Origin of the sequence: Pseudomonas wadenswilerensis (assembly GCF_900497695.1) — a bacterium.
Classification (GTDB): Bacteria; Pseudomonadota; Gammaproteobacteria; order Pseudomonadales; family Pseudomonadaceae; genus Aquipseudomonas; species Aquipseudomonas wadenswilerensis.
On record NZ_UIDD01000010.1, the window covers coordinates 424,055 to 445,913 of the forward strand.

Sequence of the window (21,859 nt, forward strand, 5' to 3'; positions counted from 1 at the left end):
CTTGCCGGCGATAGGGGCGGCACAGCCCCTGCAAAAACTTACCCCCAGGCGCTGACGAAGTCAGCCGTCGCCAGCACTGGCGCCGTGCGCGGCTCATGCTGCGGGGTACCCAGGTACAGGAAGGCGATGATCTCTTCGTTATCCGCCAGCCCCAGCCCCTTGGCCACATGCTTGCTGTACGACAGCTCACCGGTGCGCCACACCGCGCCGATGCCCTGGGCATGGGCTGCCAGCAGAATACCGTGGGCGGCACAACCGGCCGCCAGACGCTGCTCGGATGCCGGCACCTTGAAATGATCCTGCAGGCGCGCTACCACAACCACCAGCAACGGCGCCCGCAATGGCATGGCCCGGGCCTTGTCCAGCGCCGCCTCACTTGCCTCACCGTTGAGCGTTACCGCTTCGGCGAGCAGTTCGCCAAGCTTCGTCCGCGCCTCGCCTTCTACCGTCAAAAAGCGCCAGGGCCGCAACTGGCCGTGGTCCGGCGCCCGCAGCGCGGCCTGGAACAGCGCCTCGCGTTGTGCGGCATTGGGTGCCGGCTCCATCAGGCGTGGGACCGAAACACGGTTGAGCAATGCGTCGAGAGCCTCCATTGGCTACCCCTTGTGAATAAATGTCGGGCTATTCTAGCGTTTACTTAAAGGGGGCCATAGGTAGAATGGCGCCCTTCCGTTTCGAGTCAGAGCAGATCACATGGCGTTGCCGACCTTAAGGATCATTGGTTTCATCATCGGCATCTTCCTGATCACCCTGGCGATCAGCATGGTTGTGCCCATGGCCACCCTGGTGATCTTCGACCGCACGGGCGACCTGCCGTCGTTTCTCTGGGCCAGCATGATCACCTTTATTGCAGGCCTTGCCCTGGTCATTCAGGGCCGCCCCGAGCATGTGCACCTGCGCCCGCGCGACATGTACCTGCTGACGGTCAGCAGCTGGCTGGTGGTGTGCATTTTCGCCGCCCTGCCGTTTTTGCTGACCCAGCACATCAGCTACACCGACGCCTTTTTCGAAAGCATGTCCGGCATCACCGCCACCGGCGCCACCGTGCTTAGCGGCCTGGACAACATGTCACCGGGCATCCTGATGTGGCGCTCGCTGCTGCACTGGCTCGGCGGTATCGGCTTTATCGCCATGGCCGTGGCGATCCTGCCACTGCTGCGTATCGGTGGCATGCGCCTGTTCCAGACCGAATCCTCGGACCGCTCGGAAAAGGTCATGCCGCGCTCGCACATGGTCGCCAAGTCGATCGTGCTGGTGTACATCGGCATCACCACCCTGGGCGCCCTGGCCTTCTGGCTGGCCGGCATGAACCCCTTCGATGCGATCAACCACGCCATGTCGGCGATCTCCACCGGCGGTTTCTCCACCTCCGACCAGTCCCTGGCCAAGTGGGACATGCCGGCGGTGCACTGGGTCGCGGTGGTGGTGATGATTCTCGGCAGTATGCCGTTCGCCCTGTACGTGGCGACCATTCGTGGCAATCGCAAGGCATTGATCAAGGATCAGCAGGTTCAGGGTTTGCTGGCAATGCTGGTAGCGACCTGGCTGGTACTGGGCACCTGGTATTGGGCCACCACCAACCTGCACTGGCTCGACGCCCTGCGTCACGTGGCCCTGAACGTGACCTCGGTGGTCACCACCACTGGCTTTGCCCTGGGCGACTACAGCCTGTGGGGCAATTTCTCGCTGATGCTGTTCTTTTACCTGGGCTTCGTTGGCGGTTGTTCGGGCTCGACCGCCGGCGGCATCAAGATCTTCCGCTTCCAGGTCGCCTACATCCTGCTCAAGGCCAACTTGAATCAGCTGATCCACCCACGGGCGGTGATCAAGCAGAAATACAACGGCCACCGTCTCGATGAAGAGATCGTGCGTTCGATCCTGACCTTCTCGTTCTTCTTCGCCATCACCATCTGTGTCATCGCCCTGGCCCTGTCGCTGCTGGGTGTGGACTGGATGACCGCGCTGACCGGCGCCGCCAGTACCGTGTCCGGAGTGGGCCCGGGACTGGGCGAAACCATCGGCCCGGCCGGCAACTTCGCCACCCTGCCGGATGCGGCGAAGTGGATCCTGGCGTTCGGCATGCTGCTCGGCCGTCTGGAGATCATTACGGTGCTGGTGCTGTGTATGCCTGCGTTCTGGCGTCACTGACCGACTCGTTCTCTACCGGGGCCGCCGCGGCCCCGCTCAAACGCGCCCGGTACTCGCCCGGGGTGATATCGAACCAGCGGCGAAACGCCCTGAAGAAGTTGCTCGGGTCGGCGAACCCCAGAAGATAGGCGGCTTCCAGCAGGGTCATGCTGGCTTGCGCCAGGTACTGCTCGGCAAGCTCGCGGCGGGTATCGTCCAACAGCGTCTGAAAGCTCGTGCCCTCCTCCTGCAATCGCCGCTGCAAGGTGCGCTGGGACAGGTGCAAGGCCTGGGCGATGGTTTCGCGCTTGGGCTCGCCCTGGGGCAAGACCCGGCACAGCACCTGGCGTGCGCGGTGGGTGACCCGGCTTTCCGAGAAGCGCGCCAGGTATTCGCCGGCAAAACGGTCGTGCAGTACAGCCATGGCTTCGTTGGCAGTCGGCAGCAGTGCCTCCATGTCGGCACGTTCGAACACCAGCGCATCGTAGGGCGCGCTGAATACCAGCGGGGCATGGAATGCCGTCTTGTAAGGGGTCAGGTCCCTGGGCTGCGGCCCCTGGATCAGCACCCGCCGCGGCTGTATCACCCGCCCGCTGAGCCAGCTGCACAGCGACAGGGCGCAGGCCAGCGAGGCTTCGGCGCTGTGTCGGGTGGGCGGCAGGTGATCGCCATGAACGGTAAGAACCAGCGCATAGCCGTCGGGCTCCAGACGGAAACTAAGGTCGGAGCTTTCGGCGATGATCCGCTGATAACGCACCAGCCGCTCGAAACCCTCGGCCAGGGTGCGGCTCGACATCAACGCATAGCCGACCACATGAAAGGATGCCGGGCGCACCACCCGCGCCATGTTCAGGCCGATCGCCTGGTTGCCGGAGAGCTCGACCGCCAATTGCCAGAGGCGGGTCATCGAATCCTGGGTAAAACGTGCGTCGGGGTCATCGAGCGCGGCGAAATCCAGGCCGAGCTGCTTGAACATGGCACGGCAATCGAGCCCTTCCAGTTCGAGTGCCTTGACGATCCCTGATGCCCAGCTTGCTGAAGTGGTTCTTTCGCTCATGGCTGGCTTCTTTTCTTACCGACAAGCCGCTCCTGCGGCGAACTCAAAGGATACTCAATTGGCGCCTATTGCCACTGCTCTGTAGTGTTACTCACTCTAGACTCAGATCAGGCTCCACGCCGTGTATCTTCGTCAGATCGACCAGACCCTGGAGCAGTGTCGTGAACAGCCCTCAGCAATTTCGCAGTTTTGCCGAGTTCTACCCCTACTACCTGGGCGAGCACAGCAACCCCACCTGCCGTCGCCTGCACTTTGTCGGTACCAGCCTGGTCATCGCCCTGCTCGCCTTTGCCCTGGGCAGCGGCAACTGGCTTTTGCTGCTGGCCTTGCCCTTTGCCGGTTACGGCTTTGCCTGGGTCGGCCACTTCTTCTTCGAGAAAAACCGCCCGGCCACCTTCAAGCACCCGCTGTACAGCCTGATCGGCGACTTTGCCATGTACCGCGACATGCTGCGCGGCAAGGTCAGCTTCTGATTTCGGCCCGCAAGGTCAGAAACCCGTCCCGCGCGGCCACTGCCCCGACCGATGGTGGGGGTAGAGTGCCCTGAAACACCGCGCTTCGGAGTGCCGATGAATCAGCAGGCCCGTTTTATCCACATGCAGGACGGTACCGAGCAGGACTGGGCAATCATCGCCGATGATTTCAGGGCCTATACCAGCCAGCTGGCCAATCGCATCCTCGCGCACCTGCGCCTGCTCGACGGCGACTTTGGCGGCTTTCCCATCGACCGCCTGAGCCACTCCCTGCAAACCGCGACCCGCGCCTGGCGCGACGGGCGCGATGAGGAATATGTAGTCTGCGCACTGCTGCACGACATCGGCGACACCCTCGGTAGCTACAACCATCCGGACATCGCCGCCGCCATCCTCAAGCCCTTCATCAGCCCGGAAAACCTGTGGATGGTGGAAAAACACGGGGTCTTCCAGGGTTACTACTTTTTCCACCACCTGGGCATGGACCGGCACCTGCGCGAACAATTCCAGGACCATCCGCAGTACCAGCAAACCATCGAGTTCTGCGCCCGCTACGATGCGGCGGCGTTCGATCCGGGCTACGACAGCCAGCCCTTGAGCTTCTTCGAACCGATGCTGCAGCGCCTGTTCGCCCAGCCCCGGCAGTCGATCTACAAGGCCGCGCTACAACAACCCGCCGCCACTGCCTGAATCAACCAGCTCTTCGAGCCCGGCCAGGCGCCGGGCGGCTTCGGCTTGCGCGTCCGCCAGACGATAGAGTTCGATAGTGCCATCCCAGTGCTCGATCAGCGCCGTGCACGACTCGACCCAATCGCCGCAGTTGAGGTAATCCACCTCGCCGACCTTGCGGATCTCGGCATGGTGGATATGCCCGCAGACCACGCCGTGAAAACCGCGCTTGACGCATTCATGGGCGATGGCCTCCTCGAAGTCGCTGATGAAGCTGACCGCGGTCTTGACCTTGTGCTTGAGGTACGCCGACAACGACCAGTAACCATAGCCATAGCGCGCACGCCAGTGGTTGAGCCAGCGGTTGAGGGTCAGGGTGAACTCGTAGGCCGAATCGCCCAGAAACGCCAGCCAGCGGTGATAGCGGGTGATCACGTCGAACTGGTCGCCATGAATCACCAGCAGGCGCCGGCCATCGGCGGTCAGGTGCTCGGCCTGGTCGACCAGCTGGATGTTGCCCAGCACCAGTTTGGAATAGCGGCGCAGGAACTCGTCATGGTTGCCGGTGACGTAGATGACTTCGGTGCCGCGCTTGCTCATGGTCAGCAGACGGCGGATCACGTTGGTGTGCGCCTGGGGCCAGTACATGCCGCCACGCAGTTTCCAGCCATCGATGATGTCGCCGACCAGGTAGATGCGGTCCGCCTGGTAGCCCTTGAGGAACTGCGACAGGTGCTCGGCCTGGCAATCCCGGGTACCCAGGTGCACGTCCGATATCCACAAGGTGCGTACGCGCTGTTTGCGCGAGGGTCTGGCAAGCTCGGCACGGGTCATCGGCAGGCTCCGGGAAGGTTTGCGCCAGCTTGCCAACCGGCGGTGAATCGACCGTGACCGCCAGGTGTCGATCTGATGACATGCCCGGCCCGCCTCTCAGCCTGTACACTGCGGCGATTGCCGGAGGACCTTTCGATGAGCAGCGGCTCGATACTTTCCCTGCGCCATTATCGTCACGACCTGATCGCCCATAGCCACGAACACCCGCAACTGGTGTTCGGCCTGCGCGGGCGCCTGGAATTCGAGGTCGAAGGCCGCGGCGCGCGGCTTGACCGCCAGGCACTGATGGTGGTCCCGGCCGGCCGCCACCACACCTGCGGCAGTGCTGCCGGCAGCGACTGCCTGGTGCTGGATATCCCCACCGACAATTGGCTGAGCCAGTGTCTGGGCGGGCACCTGGACGCCAGCCAGCGCCTGCTGGAGCGGGCCGGGCCATTGAACCTGGACCATCGCCAGCAGCAACTGGTCGACTGGCTGGCGGCCAGCCCGATCAACGATCCGCTGATTGCCCAGCAAGGTGCGGTATTGCTGCTGGCCAGCCTGAGCAGTGACGCATCGCGGGCGGCGACAACAAGGTCACTGCCCTACGCGCGCTTCGACGCCCATATCGAGCAGAACGCCGCCTACCCGCTGCAGGTGGCCGACCTGGCGCGCCTGGCCGGGCTGTCCAGCGCGCGCCTGCATGCGCGGTTCATGGCCGAATGCGGGGTCACGCCCATGGAATATGTGCGTCAGCGCCGCCTGCTGCGTGCACGGCAACTGCTGCGCGATACCTGCTTGCCGATCGGCGAGATTGCCTGCCAGGTCGGCTACAGCTCGCAAAGCGCCTTTGCCGCCGCCATGCTCAAGGCCTTTGGCCGCTCCCCCGGCGCCCTGCGGCGCGACTCTGCAGACAATTGACGCGAGGACCGCGACAGACAGCGCCAGCGCCCGGCTCGTAAACTGGCGCCGCTGCCCTGGCCTACCACAAGGATCTCCATGAATCACCGCACTGCCCTCGGCGCCCTGCACATCGGCGCACTGTTCTTCGGTCTCACCGGCGTGTTCGGCAAGTTGGCCAGCGCCGCGCCTGCAATCATCGTCTTCGGCCGGGCCGCCTTTGCCGTGCTGGCCTTGGCCCTATTCGCAGGATTTGCGCGTAAGGCCTGGCAGCCCCTGCAGGCTCAAGACTGGCGCCGTCTGCTGCTCGGCGGGGTGTTGCTGGCCGGGCACTGGGTAAGTTTCTTCATCGCCGTGAAAGTCGCCGGTGTCGCCATCGCCACCCTGGGTTTTGCCAGCTTCCCGGCCTTTACCGTGATCCTCGAAGGGTTGCTGTTTCGCGAGCGCATCCGCAGCAACGAGATCGTTCTGGTGCTGCTGGTGAGCATCGGCCTGGTGCTGGTAACCCCGGACTTCGACCTGGCCAGCCAGGCCACCGGCGGGCTGCTCTGGGCGTTGCTCTCGGGCCTGCTGTTTTCGCTGCTGTCATTGACCAACCGCGCCGGCTCCGGGCGGATTCCGGCGGTGCAGGCAGCCTTGTGCCAGAACGCCGTGGTCGCCTTGTGCCTGTTGCCGGCGGCGGCGCCAGCGCTGGGCGCCGTCAGCGCCATGGACTGGCTGTGGATCGGCCTGCTCGGCGTATTCTGCACAGGTGTGGCGCACAGCCTGTTCGTCGCCAGCCTGGCGGTGATCAAGGCGCGCACCGCCGCAGTGGTCTTTGCCCTGGAGCCGGTCTACGGCATTGCCATGGCCTGGCTGATTTTTGCCGAAACCCCGACCCTGCGCATGCTCCTGGGCGGCGTCCTGATCATCCTCGCCATCGTCATTTCCAGCCGTCTGGCGGCCGGCAGCCAGATCAGCAAGACCGCGGCCGTAGAAGGCTGAGGGTCAGGGCCGGTCGTTGTGGCCGAGGTCGCGCTGCGGGTCGATCTGGTCGCGCACGCGCTGCTTGAGCACCTTGGCTTCCGGGAAGCCGCCATCGGCCTTGCGCTCCCAGATCTGCACGCCATCACAGGTAATGCGGAAGGTGCCGCCGGTGGCGGGCTCAAGGGCCACCCGGGCCAGGTCGTCGCTGAAGGTGCTCAGCAGTTCCTGGGCCAGCCAGGCGGCACGCAGCAGCCACTGGCACTGGGTGCAGTAGGTAATGACAATTTCCGGTTTAGGCGCGGACATACACTGAAGGTCTCCTGACAGGTGGGCACGCTTATACTAGCGGTCTTTAGCCTTCGCTCCGAGAGCCATGATGCACCGCCTGCTGTTATCCCTGCTGCTGATGTTCGTTTCCTTCCCGCTGCTGGCAGCCGAAGCGCCCCGACCGAAAGTCGGCCTGGTGCTCTCCGGCGGTGCTGCCCGCGGCCTGGCCCATATCGGCGTGCTCAAGGCCCTGGAGGAACAGGGCATCAAGGTCGATGCGATTGCCGGCACCAGCATGGGCGCGGTGGTCGGCGGCCTGTACGCCTCCGGCTACAAGATCGACGAGCTGGAGAAACTCGCCCTGAACATCGACTGGCAGCAGGCGCTGTCCGACGCGCCGCCGCGCAAGGACGTGCCGTTCCGGCGTAAACAGGACGACCGCGACTTCCTCGTCAAACAGAAACTCAGCTTTCGCGACGACGGCAGCCTGGGCCTGCCGCTGGGGGTGATCCAGGGCCAGAACCTGGCGCTGCTGCTGGAAAGCATGCTCGCCCACACCAGCGACACCCGCGACTTCGACAAGCTGCCGATCCCCTTCCGCGCCGTCGCCACCGACATCGCCAGCGGCGAAAAAGTGGTATTTCGCCGTGGCCACCTGCCCCAGGTGATTCGCGCCAGTATGTCGATCCCGGCGGTGTTCGCTCCGGTCGAGCTGGATGGCCGGCTGCTGGTCGATGGCGGCATGGTCGACAACATCCCCCTGGATGTCGCGCGCGAGATGGGCGTGGACGTGGCGATCGTCGTCGATATCGGTACCCCGCTACGCAGCCGCAAGCAACTGGCGACCGTGGTCGATGTGCTCAACCAGTCAATCACTCTCATGACCCGGCGTAACTCCGAGGAGCAACTGGCGGCCCTGCACCGCGACGACATCCTCATCCAGCCCCCCCTGTCGAGCTTCGGCGTCACCGATTTCGGCCGGGCCCAGGACATGATCGACGCCGGTTACCGAGCCGCGCGCGCCCTGGACGCGCGCCTGGCAGTGCTCAAGCGCCCGCAAGCCAGCGACGGCGAACTGCTGGCCGCGCGCTCGCCCAGCCAGCGCACCCCGGTGATCACCGCGATCCGTATCGAGAACGACTCGAAGGTCAGTGACGACGTGATCCGCTACTACATTCGCCAACCCATCGGCGAACCACTGGAGCTGGACCGCCTGCAGACCGACATGGGTACCCTTTATGGCCTGGACTACTTCGATCGCGTGCAATACCGGGTGGTACACAAAGGTGCTGACAACACCCTGGTGATCAACGCGCGCGGCCGTCGAGGCGGTACCGACTACCTGCGTCTGGGCCTGAACCTGTCGGACGACATGCGCGGCGACAGCGCCTTCAACATCGGCGCCAGCTACCGGGTCAATGGCATCAATACGCTCGGGGCCGAATGGCTGACCCGGGCGCAGATCGGCGATCAGCAGGAGCTTTACAGCGAGTTCTACCAGCCGCTGGATGCCGGCTCGCGCTACTTCATTGCCCCCTACCTGAACCTGGGCTCGCAGAATATCGAGGCAACCCTGGACGATGACCCGGTCGCCGAATACCGCCTGGAGCGGTATGGTTTCGGTCTTAACCTCGGACGACAGATCGGCAACAGCGGCGAGGTGCGCTTCGGCGTCGGCCAGGCCTGGGGCAAGGCCGATGTCCGGATCGGCGATCAGGACCTGCCAAGATTCAGCTTCAGCGAAGGCTTCTACGAGCTCAAGTACTCGTTCGACACCCTTGACAACGTCTACTTCCCCCACAGTGGCGAGGACATCAACCTGGTGCTGCGCCAGTACGACGAGGGTCTGGGATCCGACCAGCGCTACCGGCAATGGGCATTCAAGCTGGACAAGGCCATGAGCAGCGGCCCCAACACCTGGGTGCTGGGCGGCCAGTACGGACGTACGCTGGATGACGCCGAGGTGGTGACCTCAAGCTTCGTGCTCGGCGGCGCCCGGCAGCTGTCGGGCTTTCGCCAGGACTCGGTGTCCGGGCAGAACGTCAGCCTGATGCGCATGGTCTACTACCGTCGCCTGACCCCGCGCGCCTACTTGCCATTGGACTTCCCGCTGTACCTCGGTGGCTCGCTGGAGCGCGGCCGGGCCTGGAACAACGACAACGAGTTCGACAGTGGCTACATCAATGCAGCCAGCATCTTCGTCGGTTTCGAGACGCCCCTGGGGCCGCTGAACTTCAGCTACGGGGCCAACAGCGAGAATCAGAAGGCGTTGTACCTCAATCTAGGTCACACCTTCTGAGGGTGATCAGGACTTTTCCAGGTTGGCGAGGATCCGCGCGTGGACACGCATGCACACGCGCAACTCCTCTTCATCGACACCGACAAACAGCTCGGCGCGCAAGGCATTGGCAATGGTTTCGATCTGGTCGATCAGCGGCTTGGCCGGCGGGCAGAGAAGAATTTTTTTCGCCCGGCGGTCTTCAAGCACCGCCTGCCGGCGAACCAGGCCCTGGGTTTCCAGGCTGTCGAGCAGACGGGCCAGGGTCGGGCCTTCGACGCCGACGCTCTGGGCCAGTTCGCGCTGGGTTGGCGCCTCGTCGAAACGGGCCAGGTGCAGCAGCACCAGCCAGCGGGCCTGAGACAGGTTCAGACCGGCCAGGCGGCGATCCAGTTCGGCACGCCAGCCGCGGGACATGTGTGCCAGCTGCATCCCGAATTTGTGTTGGTCGGTCAACGGCATAGAGAAACTCATTATCAGAACTAATTATTAGTCAGCTAACCATGACCTTGAGCCACAGGCAAGGCTCATACAGCTGCCGGTGGCTCGATAATCGTTATAAATGATGACAAAGCCGGATTTACATCTCGAATTCGGCGGCCAGTGCCGCGCGCACGCAATACAGCACCCCTTCAGGTACTCGCCCGCCAAACTGTTCGGCAATGGCCGACACCGGCGGCAACTCGCCTTCGCCATCGAGGAAGGCATCCTGTATCTCGCCCAACAGGTCTTCCGGCAGGTCCAGGGCCTGGTCCAGCGACAGCTCCTGGCGGCCAATGGCTTCGGCGAGCAGGCTGTAGACGTTCTTTTCGCTGCAGTTCAACTGCCCGGCGATCTGCATCGGGGTCATGCCGGCCCGGGCCAGGCTGACCAGTTCGTGACGCAGGTCGGTGACGATTTTCGGCGCCTCGACACCGCCGCCCAGCACTTCGAGGAAAGCGTCGCCGTAACGCTCCAGCTTGCGCGCACCCACGCCGCTGACCCGGCCCATCTCGCTGAGGCTGGTGGGCTGGCTGCGCAGCATCTCCAGCAAGGTCGAGTCGGGGAAGATCACATAAGGCGGTACGCCGTGCTCTTCGGCCAGCTTGCGGCGCAGCGCGCGCAGGGCTTCCCACTGCTCGCGCTCGTCGCCACGCACCAGCTGGCTGGCCGGGCTGCCGCCACTGCTGCTGCCACCCTTGCTGCTGGTTTGTGGCTTGAGGTCCTTGCGCAGCTCGAGGCTGATTTCACCGCGCAGCAACGGCCGGCAGGTGTCGGACAGGCGCAGGCCACCGTAGCCTTCGAGGTCGATGTCGGCCAGACCGCGTGCCACCAGCTGGCGGAACAGCGAGCGCCAGTCGTGCTCGGAACGGTCCTTGCCAACGCCATACACGGCCAGCTTCTCGTGGCCGAAGTTACGGATTTTTTCGTTATCGCGACCGAGCAATACGTCCACCAGGTGACCGACGCCATAGCGTTGACCGGTACGGTACACCGCCGACAGCGCCTGGCGCGCAGGCTCGGTGGCATCCCAGGTCTGCACGCCATCGATGCAGTTGTCGCAGTGGCCACACGGCTGCGGCAGCTCTTCATCGAAGTAGTTGAGCAGGATCTGGCGACGGCAGCGGGTTTCTTCACACAGGGCAAGCATGGCGTCGAGCTTGTGTTGCTCGATGCGCTTGTGACGCTCGTCACCCTCGGAGTTCTGCAGCATCTGCTTGAGCATCACCATGTCCTGCAGGCCGTAGGCCATCCAGGCGTCGGCGGGCAGGCCGTCACGACCGGCACGGCCGGTTTCCTGGTAGTAGGCCTCGAGCGACTTGGGCAGGTCCAGGTGGGCGACGAAGCGCACGTTGGGTTTGTCGATGCCCATGCCGAATGCGATGGTGGCAACCATGATCAGGCCTTCCTCGTTGAGGAAGCGCCGCTGGTTGGACGCCCGGGTCTCGGCAGGCAGGCCGGCGTGATAAGGCAAGGCCGGGAAGCCCTGCTCGCAGAGGTAGGCCGCTACGTCGTCGACCTTCTTGCGCGACAGGCAGTAGACGATACCGGCGTTGCCGCGCCGCTCGCCGAGGAACGCCAGCAACTGCTTGCGCGGCTGCTCCTTGGGCACGATGCGGTAGAAAATGTTCGGCCGGTCGAAACTCGACAGGAAGCGCTCGGCGTTCTGCAGGTGCAGGCGGGTGACGATCTCTTCACGGGTGCGCATGTCCGCGGTGGCGGTCAGGGCGATGCGCGGCACATTGGGGAACAGTTCGGCCAGTTGCCCCAGTTGCAGGTACTCGGGGCGGAAGTCATGGCCCCACTGCGACACACAGTGGGCTTCATCGATGGCGAACAGGGCGATGTCGAGGGTACGCAAAAAGTCGAGCATGCGCGGCTGCACCAGGCGTTCAGGGGCCAGGTAGAGCATCTTCACTTCGCCCCGGCGGATACGCCCGGCCAGTTCGCGCTGCTGCTCGGCGCTGAGGGTGGAGTTCAGCGAGGCTGCGGCGACGCCCAGCTCGTCGAGGGTCGCCACCTGATCATCCATCAGCGCGATCAAAGGCGACACCACCACCGCCAGGCCCGGGCGCAGCAGGGCCGGGACCTGGAAGCAGAGGGACTTGCCGCCGCCGGTGGGCATCAGTACCAGCGCATCGCCACCCTTGGCCACGCACTCGATGATCGCACCCTGGCGTCCCCGAAAGCTGTCGTAACCGAAGATGTCCTTGAGGACGCGCTGAGCCTGTTCGAGCATAAAAACTCCAAAAATCGCAGAACCATCCTGGGCACAGGCTGGACGAAAAACCCGCCTGCCACACTCAAAAATGCGTAAGCGGTTTTTACCCGCCCCCGTTATTGCGAGGGTCGCGGGATAAAAATCGGGCATTATACCGGAGCCTGCGCCCGCGCAGGATGCTCTGCGATAGACGTCTTCCTTTGCCTCGTTTGCGCTGCAAGGTGCTAGAATTCAGTATCGTTTATTCCCAAGGTAGCCCCGTAATGTCCTTCGCCGAGCAATTGACCCGCCTGCAAGCCTTCCTCGACGCCGACGAGCTGCACGAAGAGGCGCTGGACTACGTTGCCGCCCACGGCTACATGACCGCGCTGTCGATCTGTGCCGAGTCGGTTCCGGACCGCGAATGGATCGACGCCCTGTTCGCCGAAGAGCCGCATTACAAGGACGACGCCGAGCGCGAAGCCATCGAAGGCACCCTGCTCGCCCTCAAGGCCCACATCGCCCGCCAGCTGGCCAGCGACGAAGAGTTCGAGCTGCCATGCGACCTCGACCTGGGTGACGAGCCGGACGACTCCGACCTGCGCGGCTGGTGCATCGGCTTCATGGAGGGCGTGTTCCTGCGCGAAGAGGCCTGGTTCGAATCGGCTGAAGAAGAAGTCAGCGAGATGCTCCTGCCGATCATGGTCGGTTCCGGCCTGTTTGATGAGCAGCCTGAGTTCGCCGACATCGCCAGCGATGCCAACCTGATGGACGACATGATTGTGCAGATCCCGGAAGCGCTCACCGCGCTGTACCTGCTGCTGCACGCTCCGGACGAGAAGCCAGCCCTGCTCAAACCTCGCCACCACTGAGTCGGCGTCAATGCGCTACCTGCTGCTGGCCACCGGCTGGCTCAGCGTTGCGCTGGGGGTGATCGGGATCTTCCTGCCGGTACTGCCCACCACCCCGTTCCTGCTGCTGGCCGCTGCGTGCTTTGCGCGCAGCTCGCCGCGCTTTCACCACTGGCTGGTCAACCACCCGCGGCTCGGGCCGTGGATTCGTGACTACCTCAGCGGCGAAGGCATTCCCCTCAAAGGCAAACTCTACGCCATCGCCCTGATGTGGCTGAGCATTGGCCTGTCCTGCTACCTGGTGCCGCTGATCTGGGCGCGTGGCTTCATGCTCACCAGCGCGGTGCTGGTGAGCATTTACATCTTGCGGCAGAAGACCCTGCGGCGCCCGTCCTGAGACAGCCCCCACAGATCTTTGTGGGAGCTGGCTTGCCAGCGATGAGGCCATTGCAGTCAGCACATCAGGTACTGGCTGAATTGCGACCGCTGCGCGCTCGATCGCTGGCAAGCCAGCTCCCACAGGCCTACACCGTCAGACGGTATCCACCTTCAACGAATGATCATTGAGCATGCCGTTGATGATCGTCGCCGTGTCCTGCCCCGCCGCAACCACCCCGCCCGCCCCTGCCGTCACGCCGTAGTGCTGGGCCAGGTTTACCCCTGCCAGGTCGATGGTCTGGGTCGGAGCCGCCCCCGCTACCGAACTGACCTCGATGGTCGACACCACGCTGGCGCCACTGCCGGTGACCTTGAAGTGCAGGTAGTCATCCAGCGACGCTGTCGTCGTATTCTCACCCTGCAGCAGTTGCGACAGGTCCAGATGATCGGTGCCAGGCGTAAAGTCAGTGACCACGTCATGGCCGGTGTTGCCCTGCTGATACAAAAAGGTATCGCTGCCGGTGCCGCCGGTCAGCGTGTTGTTGCCCGGCCCGCCGATCAGTACATCGTCGCCGCCGCCACCGATCAGGGTGTCGTTGCCCAGGCCGCCGTGGAGCAGGTTGGCATTGCCGTTGCCGGTCAGGGTGTCGTTGTAGTCAGTACCGATCAGGTTCTCGATCGCCACCAGGGTGTCGGTGCCCGCGCCACCGGTATTCTGTCCACCGGCAGTATTGAGGTTGACCGTCACGGCGCTGGCGGCACCGCTATAACTGGCGGTGTCGATACCTGCGCCACCGTCGAGCAGGTCATCGCCGGCACCACCGATCAGCTGGTCATTGCCGTCACCACCGTAAAGGAAGTCGTTGCCATCCCCACCGATCAGGACGTCATTACCGGCACCGGCATTGAGGGTGTCATTACCGGCGCCTGCCAGCAGGGTATCGTCGCCGCCGGTACCGGTGAGGGTGTTGCCCTCCTGATACGTGATGTCGACATTGCCAGTGCTGCTGCCGCCATGCCCGTCGCTGAGGGTATAGGTGCCGTTGTAGGTCTCGTTTTGCGCGTTGGAATAGTCGACTGTCATGGTCAACGCATAGTTTTCAGCGTTGTTGACGTTGCTGCCCGACGTGTTGGTCAGGTTGACCAGGTGAATGCTGTAGACACCATCATGACTGGCGGTAAAGGTGTTTCCGTCAGCGATGGTCTGATAGCTGCCGTTCTCATCCTTCCACTCCATCAGGATGTTGCCCGTCGGCCGGTCGTGATCCAGCTTGAGGGTCTCACCTTTTTTCAAGGTGACCGTCAGCACGTCCTCGTCGTTGGCATTGTTCGCGGTCACGTTGCCCAGGTAGCCGTTGACGATCAGCGCGGCAGTCATGGCGTTGGCCGGGCCTCTGAAAGCGCTGCGCGGCAGGTCCCGGAGCTGGTTGGCAGCCGAGTTGCCGGTACTGCTGAAGTTGACCTGCGGCGGTGTTGCGCTGCCCACCGTGAAGCCGGCGCCTTTGGCTGCCCAGCCGGTTTCGAAGGTGGTCGTCGAAGCCACACTGAGTCGGTCATTGTTGGCATCGCTGTCATTGGCCAGCAGTGCCGCGGCCGGTACCACGATGCTGCTGGAGAGGATGTTGCTGATGATGTGATCGGCGCCCGCTACCGGCGCGGTGTTGGTGTAGACCTTCACCACCAGGTTGGCGCTGCTCAGGTCGCCGTCGTTGTCGCTGGCAGTGAAACCGATGTTTTCCGTCCTGGTGCTGCCAGTGTCCTTCGGCGGTGTGTAGGTAAATTCACCGGTATCCATGTCGACCAGCAAGGTGCCACCGAGCACGGTCTTGATGTTGAAGGTGTTGGTCACCGTATCGAAGCTGCCACGGTCGGTTCCACTGGCGGTATAGCTGCCTTGGCCATTATTGGCCTTGGGATCGTAAGTGTAGGTGGTGCCGTCGACCAGCAGCGACTTGATGAAGCCGCCGTCGGCGCCGAGGATTCCGCCACTCAACAGGCTGCCGGTGATCGGCGCACCCTGCACTGTGCCGGACAACACCGAGTTGAGCTGGCTGAGGTCGGTGACCACGGTAGCATTGGTGTCGGTGTGGGTACTGCCATCGTAGGACAATGGATTGAGGTTTTCGGCATTGACGCCGCCGCCCAGGCCAATGGCATAGGATTTGACGCCATTGTTGTCGAGGAAAGTCTCCCAGGCGGCTTCCCGAGGCGCGGTAATGGAATGCCCCGAAGTCGGAGCACCGTCGGAGAAGAAGTACACGATGTTCTGCGCCCCGGCTATCTTGCCACCGGTGGTGTAGGCCGATTGCGCCGTATCGATCGCCGAGTCGTAATAGGTCGAGCCGTTCGCGCTCAGGCCGTTGACGATTGTCTTGGCCTGGTCGACGGTCACCCAGACTGCCGATTGCTGGTCGGCACCGCTGGAGAAGGTCACCAGTTGCACCTTCACATCGCCCATCTCGTCGTACTTGTCGAGCAATGCGTTGATCGCCTGCTTGGCCAGTTGCAGGCGGGTCAGCCCCGGTACGCCGGAAGCTTCGTTCATACTGCCGGACACGTCGATGATCAGCAGCAGGTTGGAATCCACCTGCCCCGGCGTCACCGAACGTTCGGCCCCGACCACGCTTGGCACGTCGTCAATGATGTTCACATCAAGGGTGGCATTGGCTGAACTGCCATCCTTGTCAGTGGCAACAACCGTGATCGCCTCATTCAGGCTGTTGGTGCCATTGGCGTTGGGATGGTTTTCGTTGTCGAGCAAAGTGTAGCTGTACGTCACCACACCGGTCGCCGGGTTGTAGCCGGTGATGGTGATGGCATTGCCCAATGGCGTGGTGCCGCTTTGCGGGAAGCCATTGACCACACCGCCACTGACGACGCTGACACCGCCGACGGTCAGGCTTTGCAGGCCGTCAGGGGCGGTTACGGTGAAACTGCCGGTCTGGGTCAGGGCCGGTGAATTCGGGCTGCTGCCGTCGCTGAGGTGCTTCTCGTAAACGGTCAGCTCACCACCGTTGATGTTGAGGCCGTCAATGGTCACCGGGTTATCAAGGTTGCTGACATTGAGCTTCAGTGTCGCGGTGCTGGTGTCACCATCGGCATCGCGCAAGGTGTAGGTAAAGTTTTCGACCCCAGTGCCGCCACCGGGCAGGTTGATGAAATCCGGATCGTTGGCGTTCAGGGTGTAGGTGTAGGACCCATCGGCAGCCAGCACCAGCGTGCCGTAGGTACCGACGAAGGTTCCACCGGTAATCGGCCCGCTTACGCGGTCGGCACCTTGAACGTCATTGGTCAGCACATTACCGGTCAGGGTCAGTTGCGTTTCGCTGGCAGTGACCGCGTTGGTGTCGTTAACCGCCTTCGGTACATCGTCGACGATGTTCACATCGATCGAACCGCTTGCCGTGCTGCCATCGGTATCGGTGGCCGTGACGGTAAAGCTCTCGCTCAGGCTGTTTGTATCGTTGGCCGTAGGGTGATTCTCGTTGTCGAGCAAGGTGTAGGTGTAAGTCACCACACCCGTCGCCGGGTTGTAACCGGTAATGGTCAGGGTATTGCCCAGCGCCGTGGTCGCCGATTGCGGGAAGGTATTGGCAACGCCCCCGGTAATCACATTGATGCCCTGGACGGTCAGGGTCTGCAGGCCGTCGGGCGCGGTCACGGTGAAGGTGCCGGTCTGGGTCAGGGCCGGATTGCTCGGGCTGCTGCCATCGCCGAGGTTCTTCTCGTAGACCGTCAGCTCGCCACCGTTGACGTTAAGGCCGTTGAGGGTCACCGGATCGTTGAGGTTGCTGACGTTCAGCACCAGGTTGGCGGTGCTGGTGTCCCCGTCGGCATCCTTCAGGGTGTAGGTGAAAGTCTCGATGCCGTTACCGCCACCGTGCAGGTTCTTGAAGTCCGGATTGTTGGCGTTGAGTGTGTAGGTGTAGGAGCCATCGGCGGCCAGCACCAGCGTGCCGTAGGTGCCAGCGAAGGTACCAGCAGTAATCGGCCCGGCTGGAATGCGGTCTGCACCCTGCACGTCGTTGGTCAATACATTGCCGGTGAGGGTCAGCTGGTTCTCGGTGGCAGTGACGGCGTTGGTATCGCCCGCTGCGGCCGGGATGTCGTCGACGATATTGACGTCGATAGAGCCGCTGGCGGTGTTGCCATCGGTGTCAGTGGCGGTCACCGTGAAGCTTTCACTCAGGCTGTTGGTGTCATTGGCGCTCGGGTGCGCTTCATTGTCGAGCAAGGTGTAGCTGTAGCTGACGACTCCGGTGGCCGGATTGTAGCCGGTAATGGTCAGCGTGTTGCCCAGGGCCGTGGTTGCCGATTGCGGGAAGGTATTGGCAACGCCCCCGGTAATCACACTGATGCCCTGGACAGTCAGGGTCTGCAGGCCGTCGGGCGCGGTCACGGTGAAGCTGCCGGACTGGGTCAGGGCCGACGTGTTCGGGCTGCTGCCGTCGCCGAGGTTCTTCTCGTAGACCGTCAGCTCGCCACCGTTGACGTTCAGGCCATCAAGGGTCACCGGATCGTTGAGGTTGCTGACGTTCAGCACCAGGTTGGCGGTGGACACATCGCCGTCGGCATCGGTCAGCGTGTAGGCAAAGGTCTCGACGCCGTTACCGCCACCCTGCAGGTTGAAGAAGTCCGGATCGTTGGTGTTGAGCGTATAGGTGTAGGAACCGTCGGCGGCCAGCACCAAGGTGCCGTAGGTGCCGACGAAGGTGCCGGCGGTGATCGGCCCGGTCGCCACACGGTCTGCGCCCTGCACATCATTGGTCAGCACGTTGCCGGTCAGGGTCAGTTGGTTCTCTGTGGCAGTGACCGCGTTGGTATCGCCCGCTGCGGTCGGGATGTCGTCGACGATATTGACGTCGATGGCGCCACTGGCGGTACTGCCATCGGTGTCGGTCACGCTGACCGTGAAGCTCTCACCGAGACTGTTGATGCCATTGGCTGCGGCATGGGTTTCGTTGTCCACCAGGGTGTAGCTGTAGCTGACCACGCCGGTTGCCGGGTTGTAACCGGTAATGGTCAGCGTGTTGCCCAGGGCCGTGGTCGCCGACTGCGGGAAGCCGCTGGCCACGCCGCCACTGACCACGGTGATGCCGCCGACGGTGAGCGTTTGCACGCCGTCGAGTGCGGTCACGGTGAAGCTGCCGGTCTGGGTCAGGGCCGGCGCATCCGGGCTGCTGCCGTCGCCGAGGTTCTTCTCGTAAACGGTGAGTTCGCCGCCCTCGACATTCAGGCCATCGAGGGTCACCGGATCATTGAGGTTGCTGACGTTCAGCACCAGGTTGGCGGTGGACACATCGCCGTCGGCATCGGTCAGCGTGTAGGCAAAGGTCTCGACGCCGTTACCGCCACCCTGCAGGTTGAAGAAGTCCGGATCATTGGTGTTGAGCGTATAGGTGTAGGAACCATCGGCCGCCAGCACCAGGGTGCCGTAGGTGCCGACGAAGGTGCCGGCGGTGATCGGCCCGGTCGCCACACGGTCTGCGCCCTGCACATCATTGGTCAGCACGTTGCCGGTCAGGGTCAGTTGGTTCTCTGTGGCAGTGACCGCGTTGGTATCGCCCGCTGCGGTCGGGATGTCGTCGACGATATTGACGTCGATGGCGCCACTGGCGGTACTGCCATCGGTGTCGGTCACGCTGACCGTGAAGCTCTCACCGAGACTGTTGATGCCATTGGCTGCGGCATGGGTTTCGTTGTCCACCAGGGTGTAGCTGTAGCTGACCACGCCGGTTGCCGGGTTGTAACCGGTAGTGGTCAGCGTGTTGCCCAGGGCCGTGGTCGCCGACTGCGGGAAGCCGCTGGCCACGCCGCCACTGACCACGGTGATGCCGCCGACGGTGAGCGTTTGCACGCCGTCGAGTGCGGTCACGGTGAAGCTGCCGGTCTGGGTCAGGGCCGGCGCATCCGGGCTGCTGCCGTCGCCGAGGTTCTTCTCGTAAACGGTGAGTTCGCCGCCCTCGACATTCAGGCCATCGAGGGTCACCGGATCATTGAGGTTGCTGACGTTCAGCACCAGGTTGGCGGTGGACGCATCGCCGTCGGCATCGGTCAGCGTGTAGGCAAAGGTCTCGACGCCGTTACCGCCACCCTGCAGGTTGAAGAAGTCCGGATCATTGGTGTTGAGCGTATAGGTGTAGGAACCATCGGCGGCCAGCACCAGGGTGCCGTAGGTGCCGACGAAGGTGCCGGCGGTGATTGGTCCGGTCGGTACACGGTCTGCGCCCTGCACATCATTGGTCAGCACGTTGCCGGTCAGGGTCAGCTGATTTTCCGTGGCAGTCACCGCATTGGTATCGCCGGCCGCCGTCGGTACATCGTCGAGGATGGAAACATCGATGCTCATGCTCGCACTGCTGCCATCGCTGTCGGTGGCAACAACGTTGAAACTCTCGCCAAGGGTGTTGCTGCCATTGGCAGTGGCATGCGCCTCGCTGGCGTTCAAGGTGTAGCTGTAAGTCACCTCACCCGTAGCCGGGTTGTAGCCGCTGATGGTCAGGGTATTGCCCAGTGCGGTCGTGACCGATTGCGGGAAGCCATTGACCACCCCTGCACTGATCACATTGATGCCGCCAACCGTCAGCGCCTGCAGACCATCAGCCGCGGTCACGGTAAAAGTGCCGCTCTGGGTCAGCGCCGCCGCGTCGGGGCTGCTGCCGTCCGCCAGGTTTTTCTCGAACAGCACCAGCTCGCCGCCGTTGATGCTCAGCCCGTTGAGCTCCACCGGATCATTGAGGTTGCTGACGTTCAACACCAGGTTGGCGCTGGAATCATCGCCATCGGCATCAGTCAGGGTGTAGGTAAAGGTCTCGATGCCATTCCCACCGCCATGCAGGTTGATGAAGTCCGGATCGGCAGTGTTGAGCGTATAGGTGTAGGAACCATCGGCCGCCAGCACCAGCGTGCCGTAGGTGCCAACGAAGGTGCCGGCAGTGATCGGCCCGCTCGGTACCCGGTCTGCGCCCTGCACATCGTTGGTCAGCACGTTGCCGGTAAGGGTCAGCTGGTTTTCCGTGGCGGTGACGGCATTGGTATCGGCCATCGCCTGCGGCACATCGTCAATCACGGAGATATCCAGCGAACCACTGGCTACGTCGCCATCGGTGTCACTGACCAGTACCGCGATGCTTTCGCCAAGCCCATTGGCGCCAGCGCCGCCTGGGTGGTTTTCGGCTCCGCTCAAGGAGTAGCTGTAGCTGACCACGCCGCTGCCAGCATCGTAGCCGGTGATGGTCAGCACATTACCCAGGCCGGTGGTGATCGACTGGCCAACGCCAGTCACCGCTCCAGCAGTAACAATGTTGATGCCACCGACATTGAGGTTGAACACCCCATCAGGTGCCTGCACCGTGAAACTGCCACCCCGGGTCAGGGCCGCCGGATCACTGGCCGAACCCTGGGCCAGATTGGCCTCGTTCAACGACAACTCGCCACCCTCGATATCAAGCCCCTGGAGGTTGACCGGGTTGTCGACCGCAGGCAGCGGCGGTGCATCGTCATTGTTGTTGATCAGGCCGACGTCCAGCTCCGGCAACTCGGGAAAACCGTTGAAGCCTGCAGTGGGAAAGCCAATCTGCGGATCTACCCGCCCGGCCACCTCATCGAGAATGACGAAGGTATGCCCGCCGCCCAGTGCACCCGGCGCACCGCCAGTGCCCGGCCCCGCCGCAGTCGGGTCGGCTTCCTGGGTCGGGTCGGCGCCGGCGGCGATGGCTTGCTGGAGTTTCTCGACATCAGTCAGTTGTGCCTGGCTGGGAGTCGTCGACTCCGACGTCTCGACATGAGGCGCTTGGTTCGCCAGCAGCTCAGGGGTCAGGGTCAGGCTGCTACCGCGGCCGAGGGTAAGTTCGGCACCGTTTTGCAGGTGGACGGCGACAGCGCCCGCAAGGCCTGTGTCCAGCTGCTCGCCGGCATACACCTTATCGCCTTCGACCAGAGGCCGGCGGCTGCCATCGCTGCCCACAGCGAAGACTTCGCCCACTACCTTGCTGACGATACCGATTAACTTAGCCATGAGCGCACTCCTCCACTGCAAATCGGTTGATTGCAACAAGCGTGCGCTGAACTATCGCGTGCCCAACCCGACGGGATTACCCCGGGCCAGCGCTGAAAACAGCCTGCCAGTACGCCGTGATTTCAATGAAATCAACAACTTCGCCTGTCAGTGCTGCGGTGAAAGTGGTTGAACGAAGTGGCCTTGTGACATATGCCAAAAAATTGTCGCCAAATTTCGCCCCGCCTCCATCCCCTCCGCTACATCCATGCCCTCTGCTGCAAAAACACGGGAACTTTCTCTGACGCCCGAAAAATGCCCTCTAGCGCTATTCCACGGGCTGCCTGATATGAACAATGTCGCGGATTTCTTAGACCGCATAAGTTTTTTTTCGCATAACTCTT

At 63.0% G+C, this 21,859-nt stretch carries 15 protein-coding genes; 8 read left to right on the forward strand and 7 right to left on the reverse strand.

Annotated features, from left to right (window positions below; all coding sequences use genetic code 11):
• Window positions 1–38: 38 nt before the first annotated feature.
• Entirely contained in the window at window positions 39–593 is a 555-nt protein-coding gene (locus CCOS864_RS20815; protein ID WP_115088164.1) for an NAD(P)H nitroreductase, read from the reverse strand.
• A 100-nt stretch (window positions 594–693) separates the two neighbouring features.
• On the opposite strand from CCOS864_RS20815, the gene CCOS864_RS20820 reads away from it, so the two are divergent.
• Entirely contained in the window at window positions 694–2,148 is a 1,455-nt protein-coding gene (locus CCOS864_RS20820) for a TrkH family potassium uptake protein (RefSeq protein ID WP_115088165.1), read from the forward strand.
• On the opposite strand, the gene CCOS864_RS20825 is transcribed toward CCOS864_RS20820, so the two are convergent.
• Window positions 2,105–3,184: an AraC family transcriptional regulator gene (locus tag CCOS864_RS20825; protein WP_115088166.1), complete on the reverse strand. Its 1,080-nt coding sequence runs from the start codon at window positions 3,182–3,184 to the stop codon at window positions 2,105–2,107. The two genes, CCOS864_RS20820 and CCOS864_RS20825, sit on opposite strands and share 44 nt — an antisense overlap.
• 161 nt (window positions 3,185–3,345) lie before the next feature.
• On the opposite strand from CCOS864_RS20825, the gene CCOS864_RS20830 reads away from it, so the two are divergent.
• On the forward strand, window positions 3,346–3,657 hold the full coding sequence (locus CCOS864_RS20830; RefSeq protein ID WP_115088167.1) for an Mpo1-like protein: 312 nt from the start codon (window positions 3,346–3,348) through the stop codon (window positions 3,655–3,657).
• A gap of 96 nt (window positions 3,658–3,753) precedes the next feature.
• Window positions 3,754–4,347, forward strand: a complete 594-nt coding sequence (locus tag CCOS864_RS20835) for an HD domain-containing protein (protein WP_115088168.1) — start codon at window positions 3,754–3,756, stop codon at window positions 4,345–4,347.
• On the opposite strand, the gene CCOS864_RS20840 is transcribed toward CCOS864_RS20835, so the two are convergent.
• Window positions 4,321–5,160 (reverse strand): UDP-2,3-diacylglucosamine diphosphatase, encoded by an 840-nt coding sequence (locus CCOS864_RS20840; protein ID WP_115088169.1) that lies wholly within the window; start codon window positions 5,158–5,160, stop codon window positions 4,321–4,323. The two genes, CCOS864_RS20835 and CCOS864_RS20840, sit on opposite strands and share 27 nt — an antisense overlap.
• Window positions 5,161–5,295: 135 nt before the next feature.
• Here CCOS864_RS20840 and CCOS864_RS20845 point away from each other — a divergent pair, with 135 nt between their 5' ends.
• The gene (locus tag CCOS864_RS20845; protein WP_115088170.1) at window positions 5,296–6,060 is read left to right on the forward strand and encodes an AraC family transcriptional regulator; all 765 of its coding nucleotides are present in this window, start codon (window positions 5,296–5,298) and stop codon (window positions 6,058–6,060) included.
• A gap of 78 nt (window positions 6,061–6,138) precedes the next feature.
• On the forward strand, window positions 6,139–7,023 hold the full coding sequence (locus CCOS864_RS20850) for a DMT family transporter (RefSeq protein WP_115088171.1): 885 nt from the start codon (window positions 6,139–6,141) through the stop codon (window positions 7,021–7,023).
• A gap of 3 nt (window positions 7,024–7,026) precedes the next feature.
• On the opposite strand, the gene CCOS864_RS20855 is transcribed toward CCOS864_RS20850, so the two are convergent.
• Entirely contained in the window at window positions 7,027–7,311 is a 285-nt protein-coding gene (locus CCOS864_RS20855) for an Rdx family protein (protein ID WP_038996489.1), read from the reverse strand.
• 70 nt (window positions 7,312–7,381) lie between these two features.
• Between CCOS864_RS20855 and CCOS864_RS20860 the strand changes: the two genes are divergently transcribed.
• Window positions 7,382–9,571, forward strand: coding sequence for a patatin-like phospholipase family protein (locus CCOS864_RS20860; protein WP_115088172.1), 2,190 nt, complete (start codon window positions 7,382–7,384; stop codon window positions 9,569–9,571).
• A gap of 6 nt (window positions 9,572–9,577) precedes the next feature.
• Here the strand turns inward: CCOS864_RS20860 and CCOS864_RS20865 are convergent, their stop codons facing one another.
• Both CCOS864_RS20865 and recQ read right to left on the reverse strand, forming a co-directional pair.
• Window positions 9,578–10,012, reverse strand: a complete 435-nt coding sequence (locus tag CCOS864_RS20865) for a MarR family transcriptional regulator (RefSeq protein ID WP_115088173.1) — start codon at window positions 10,010–10,012, stop codon at window positions 9,578–9,580.
• A 118-nt stretch (window positions 10,013–10,130) separates the two neighbouring features.
• Window positions 10,131–12,269, reverse strand: a complete 2,139-nt coding sequence (gene recQ / locus CCOS864_RS20870; protein ID WP_115088174.1) for a DNA helicase RecQ — start codon at window positions 12,267–12,269, stop codon at window positions 10,131–10,133.
• Window positions 12,270–12,514: 245 nt separating this feature from the next.
• Here recQ and CCOS864_RS20875 point away from each other — a divergent pair, with 245 nt between their 5' ends.
• Window positions 12,515–13,102: a UPF0149 family protein gene (locus tag CCOS864_RS20875; protein ID WP_115088175.1), complete on the forward strand. Its 588-nt coding sequence runs from the start codon at window positions 12,515–12,517 to the stop codon at window positions 13,100–13,102.
• 10 nt (window positions 13,103–13,112) lie between these two features.
• Complete coding sequence (locus tag CCOS864_RS20880) at window positions 13,113–13,478, forward strand: YbaN family protein (RefSeq protein ID WP_115088176.1); 366 nt, start codon at window positions 13,113–13,115, stop codon at window positions 13,476–13,478.
• A gap of 135 nt (window positions 13,479–13,613) precedes the next feature.
• On the opposite strand, the gene CCOS864_RS20885 is transcribed toward CCOS864_RS20880, so the two are convergent.
• Window positions 13,614–21,476 carry a retention module-containing protein gene (locus CCOS864_RS20885; protein WP_115088177.1) on the reverse strand — a complete coding sequence of 2,621 codons (7,863 nt, stop codon included), beginning with the start codon at window positions 21,474–21,476 and terminating at the stop codon, window positions 13,614–13,616.
• Between the last annotated feature and the right edge of the window lie 383 nt (window positions 21,477–21,859).

Coding starts and splice junctions, on each gene's coding strand:
- CCOS864_RS20815 (WP_115088164.1), bottom strand. CDS start 593: ATGGAGGCTCTCGACGCATTGCTCAACCGTGTTTCGGTCCCACGCCTG.
- CCOS864_RS20820 (WP_115088165.1), top strand. CDS start 694: ATGGCGTTGCCGACCTTAAGGATCATTGGTTTCATCATCGGCATCTTC.
- CCOS864_RS20825 (WP_115088166.1), bottom strand. CDS start 3,184: ATGAGCGAAAGAACCACTTCAGCAAGCTGGGCATCAGGGATCGTCAAG.
- CCOS864_RS20835 (WP_115088168.1), top strand. CDS start 3,754: ATGAATCAGCAGGCCCGTTTTATCCACATGCAGGACGGTACCGAGCAG.
- CCOS864_RS20840 (WP_115088169.1), bottom strand. CDS start 5,160: ATGACCCGTGCCGAGCTTGCCAGACCCTCGCGCAAACAGCGCGTACGC.
- CCOS864_RS20845 (WP_115088170.1), top strand. CDS start 5,296: ATGAGCAGCGGCTCGATACTTTCCCTGCGCCATTATCGTCACGACCTG.
- CCOS864_RS20850 (WP_115088171.1), top strand. CDS start 6,139: ATGAATCACCGCACTGCCCTCGGCGCCCTGCACATCGGCGCACTGTTC.
- CCOS864_RS20855 (WP_038996489.1), bottom strand. CDS start 7,311: ATGTCCGCGCCTAAACCGGAAATTGTCATTACCTACTGCACCCAGTGC.
- CCOS864_RS20860 (WP_115088172.1), top strand. CDS start 7,382: ATGCACCGCCTGCTGTTATCCCTGCTGCTGATGTTCGTTTCCTTCCCG.
- CCOS864_RS20865 (WP_115088173.1), bottom strand. CDS start 10,012: ATGCCGTTGACCGACCAACACAAATTCGGGATGCAGCTGGCACACATG.
- recQ (WP_115088174.1), bottom strand. CDS start 12,269: ATGCTCGAACAGGCTCAGCGCGTCCTCAAGGACATCTTCGGTTACGAC.
- CCOS864_RS20875 (WP_115088175.1), top strand. CDS start 12,515: ATGTCCTTCGCCGAGCAATTGACCCGCCTGCAAGCCTTCCTCGACGCC.
- CCOS864_RS20880 (WP_115088176.1), top strand. CDS start 13,113: ATGCGCTACCTGCTGCTGGCCACCGGCTGGCTCAGCGTTGCGCTGGGG.
- CCOS864_RS20885 (WP_115088177.1), bottom strand. CDS start 21,476: ATGGCTAAGTTAATCGGTATCGTCAGCAAGGTAGTGGGCGAAGTCTTC.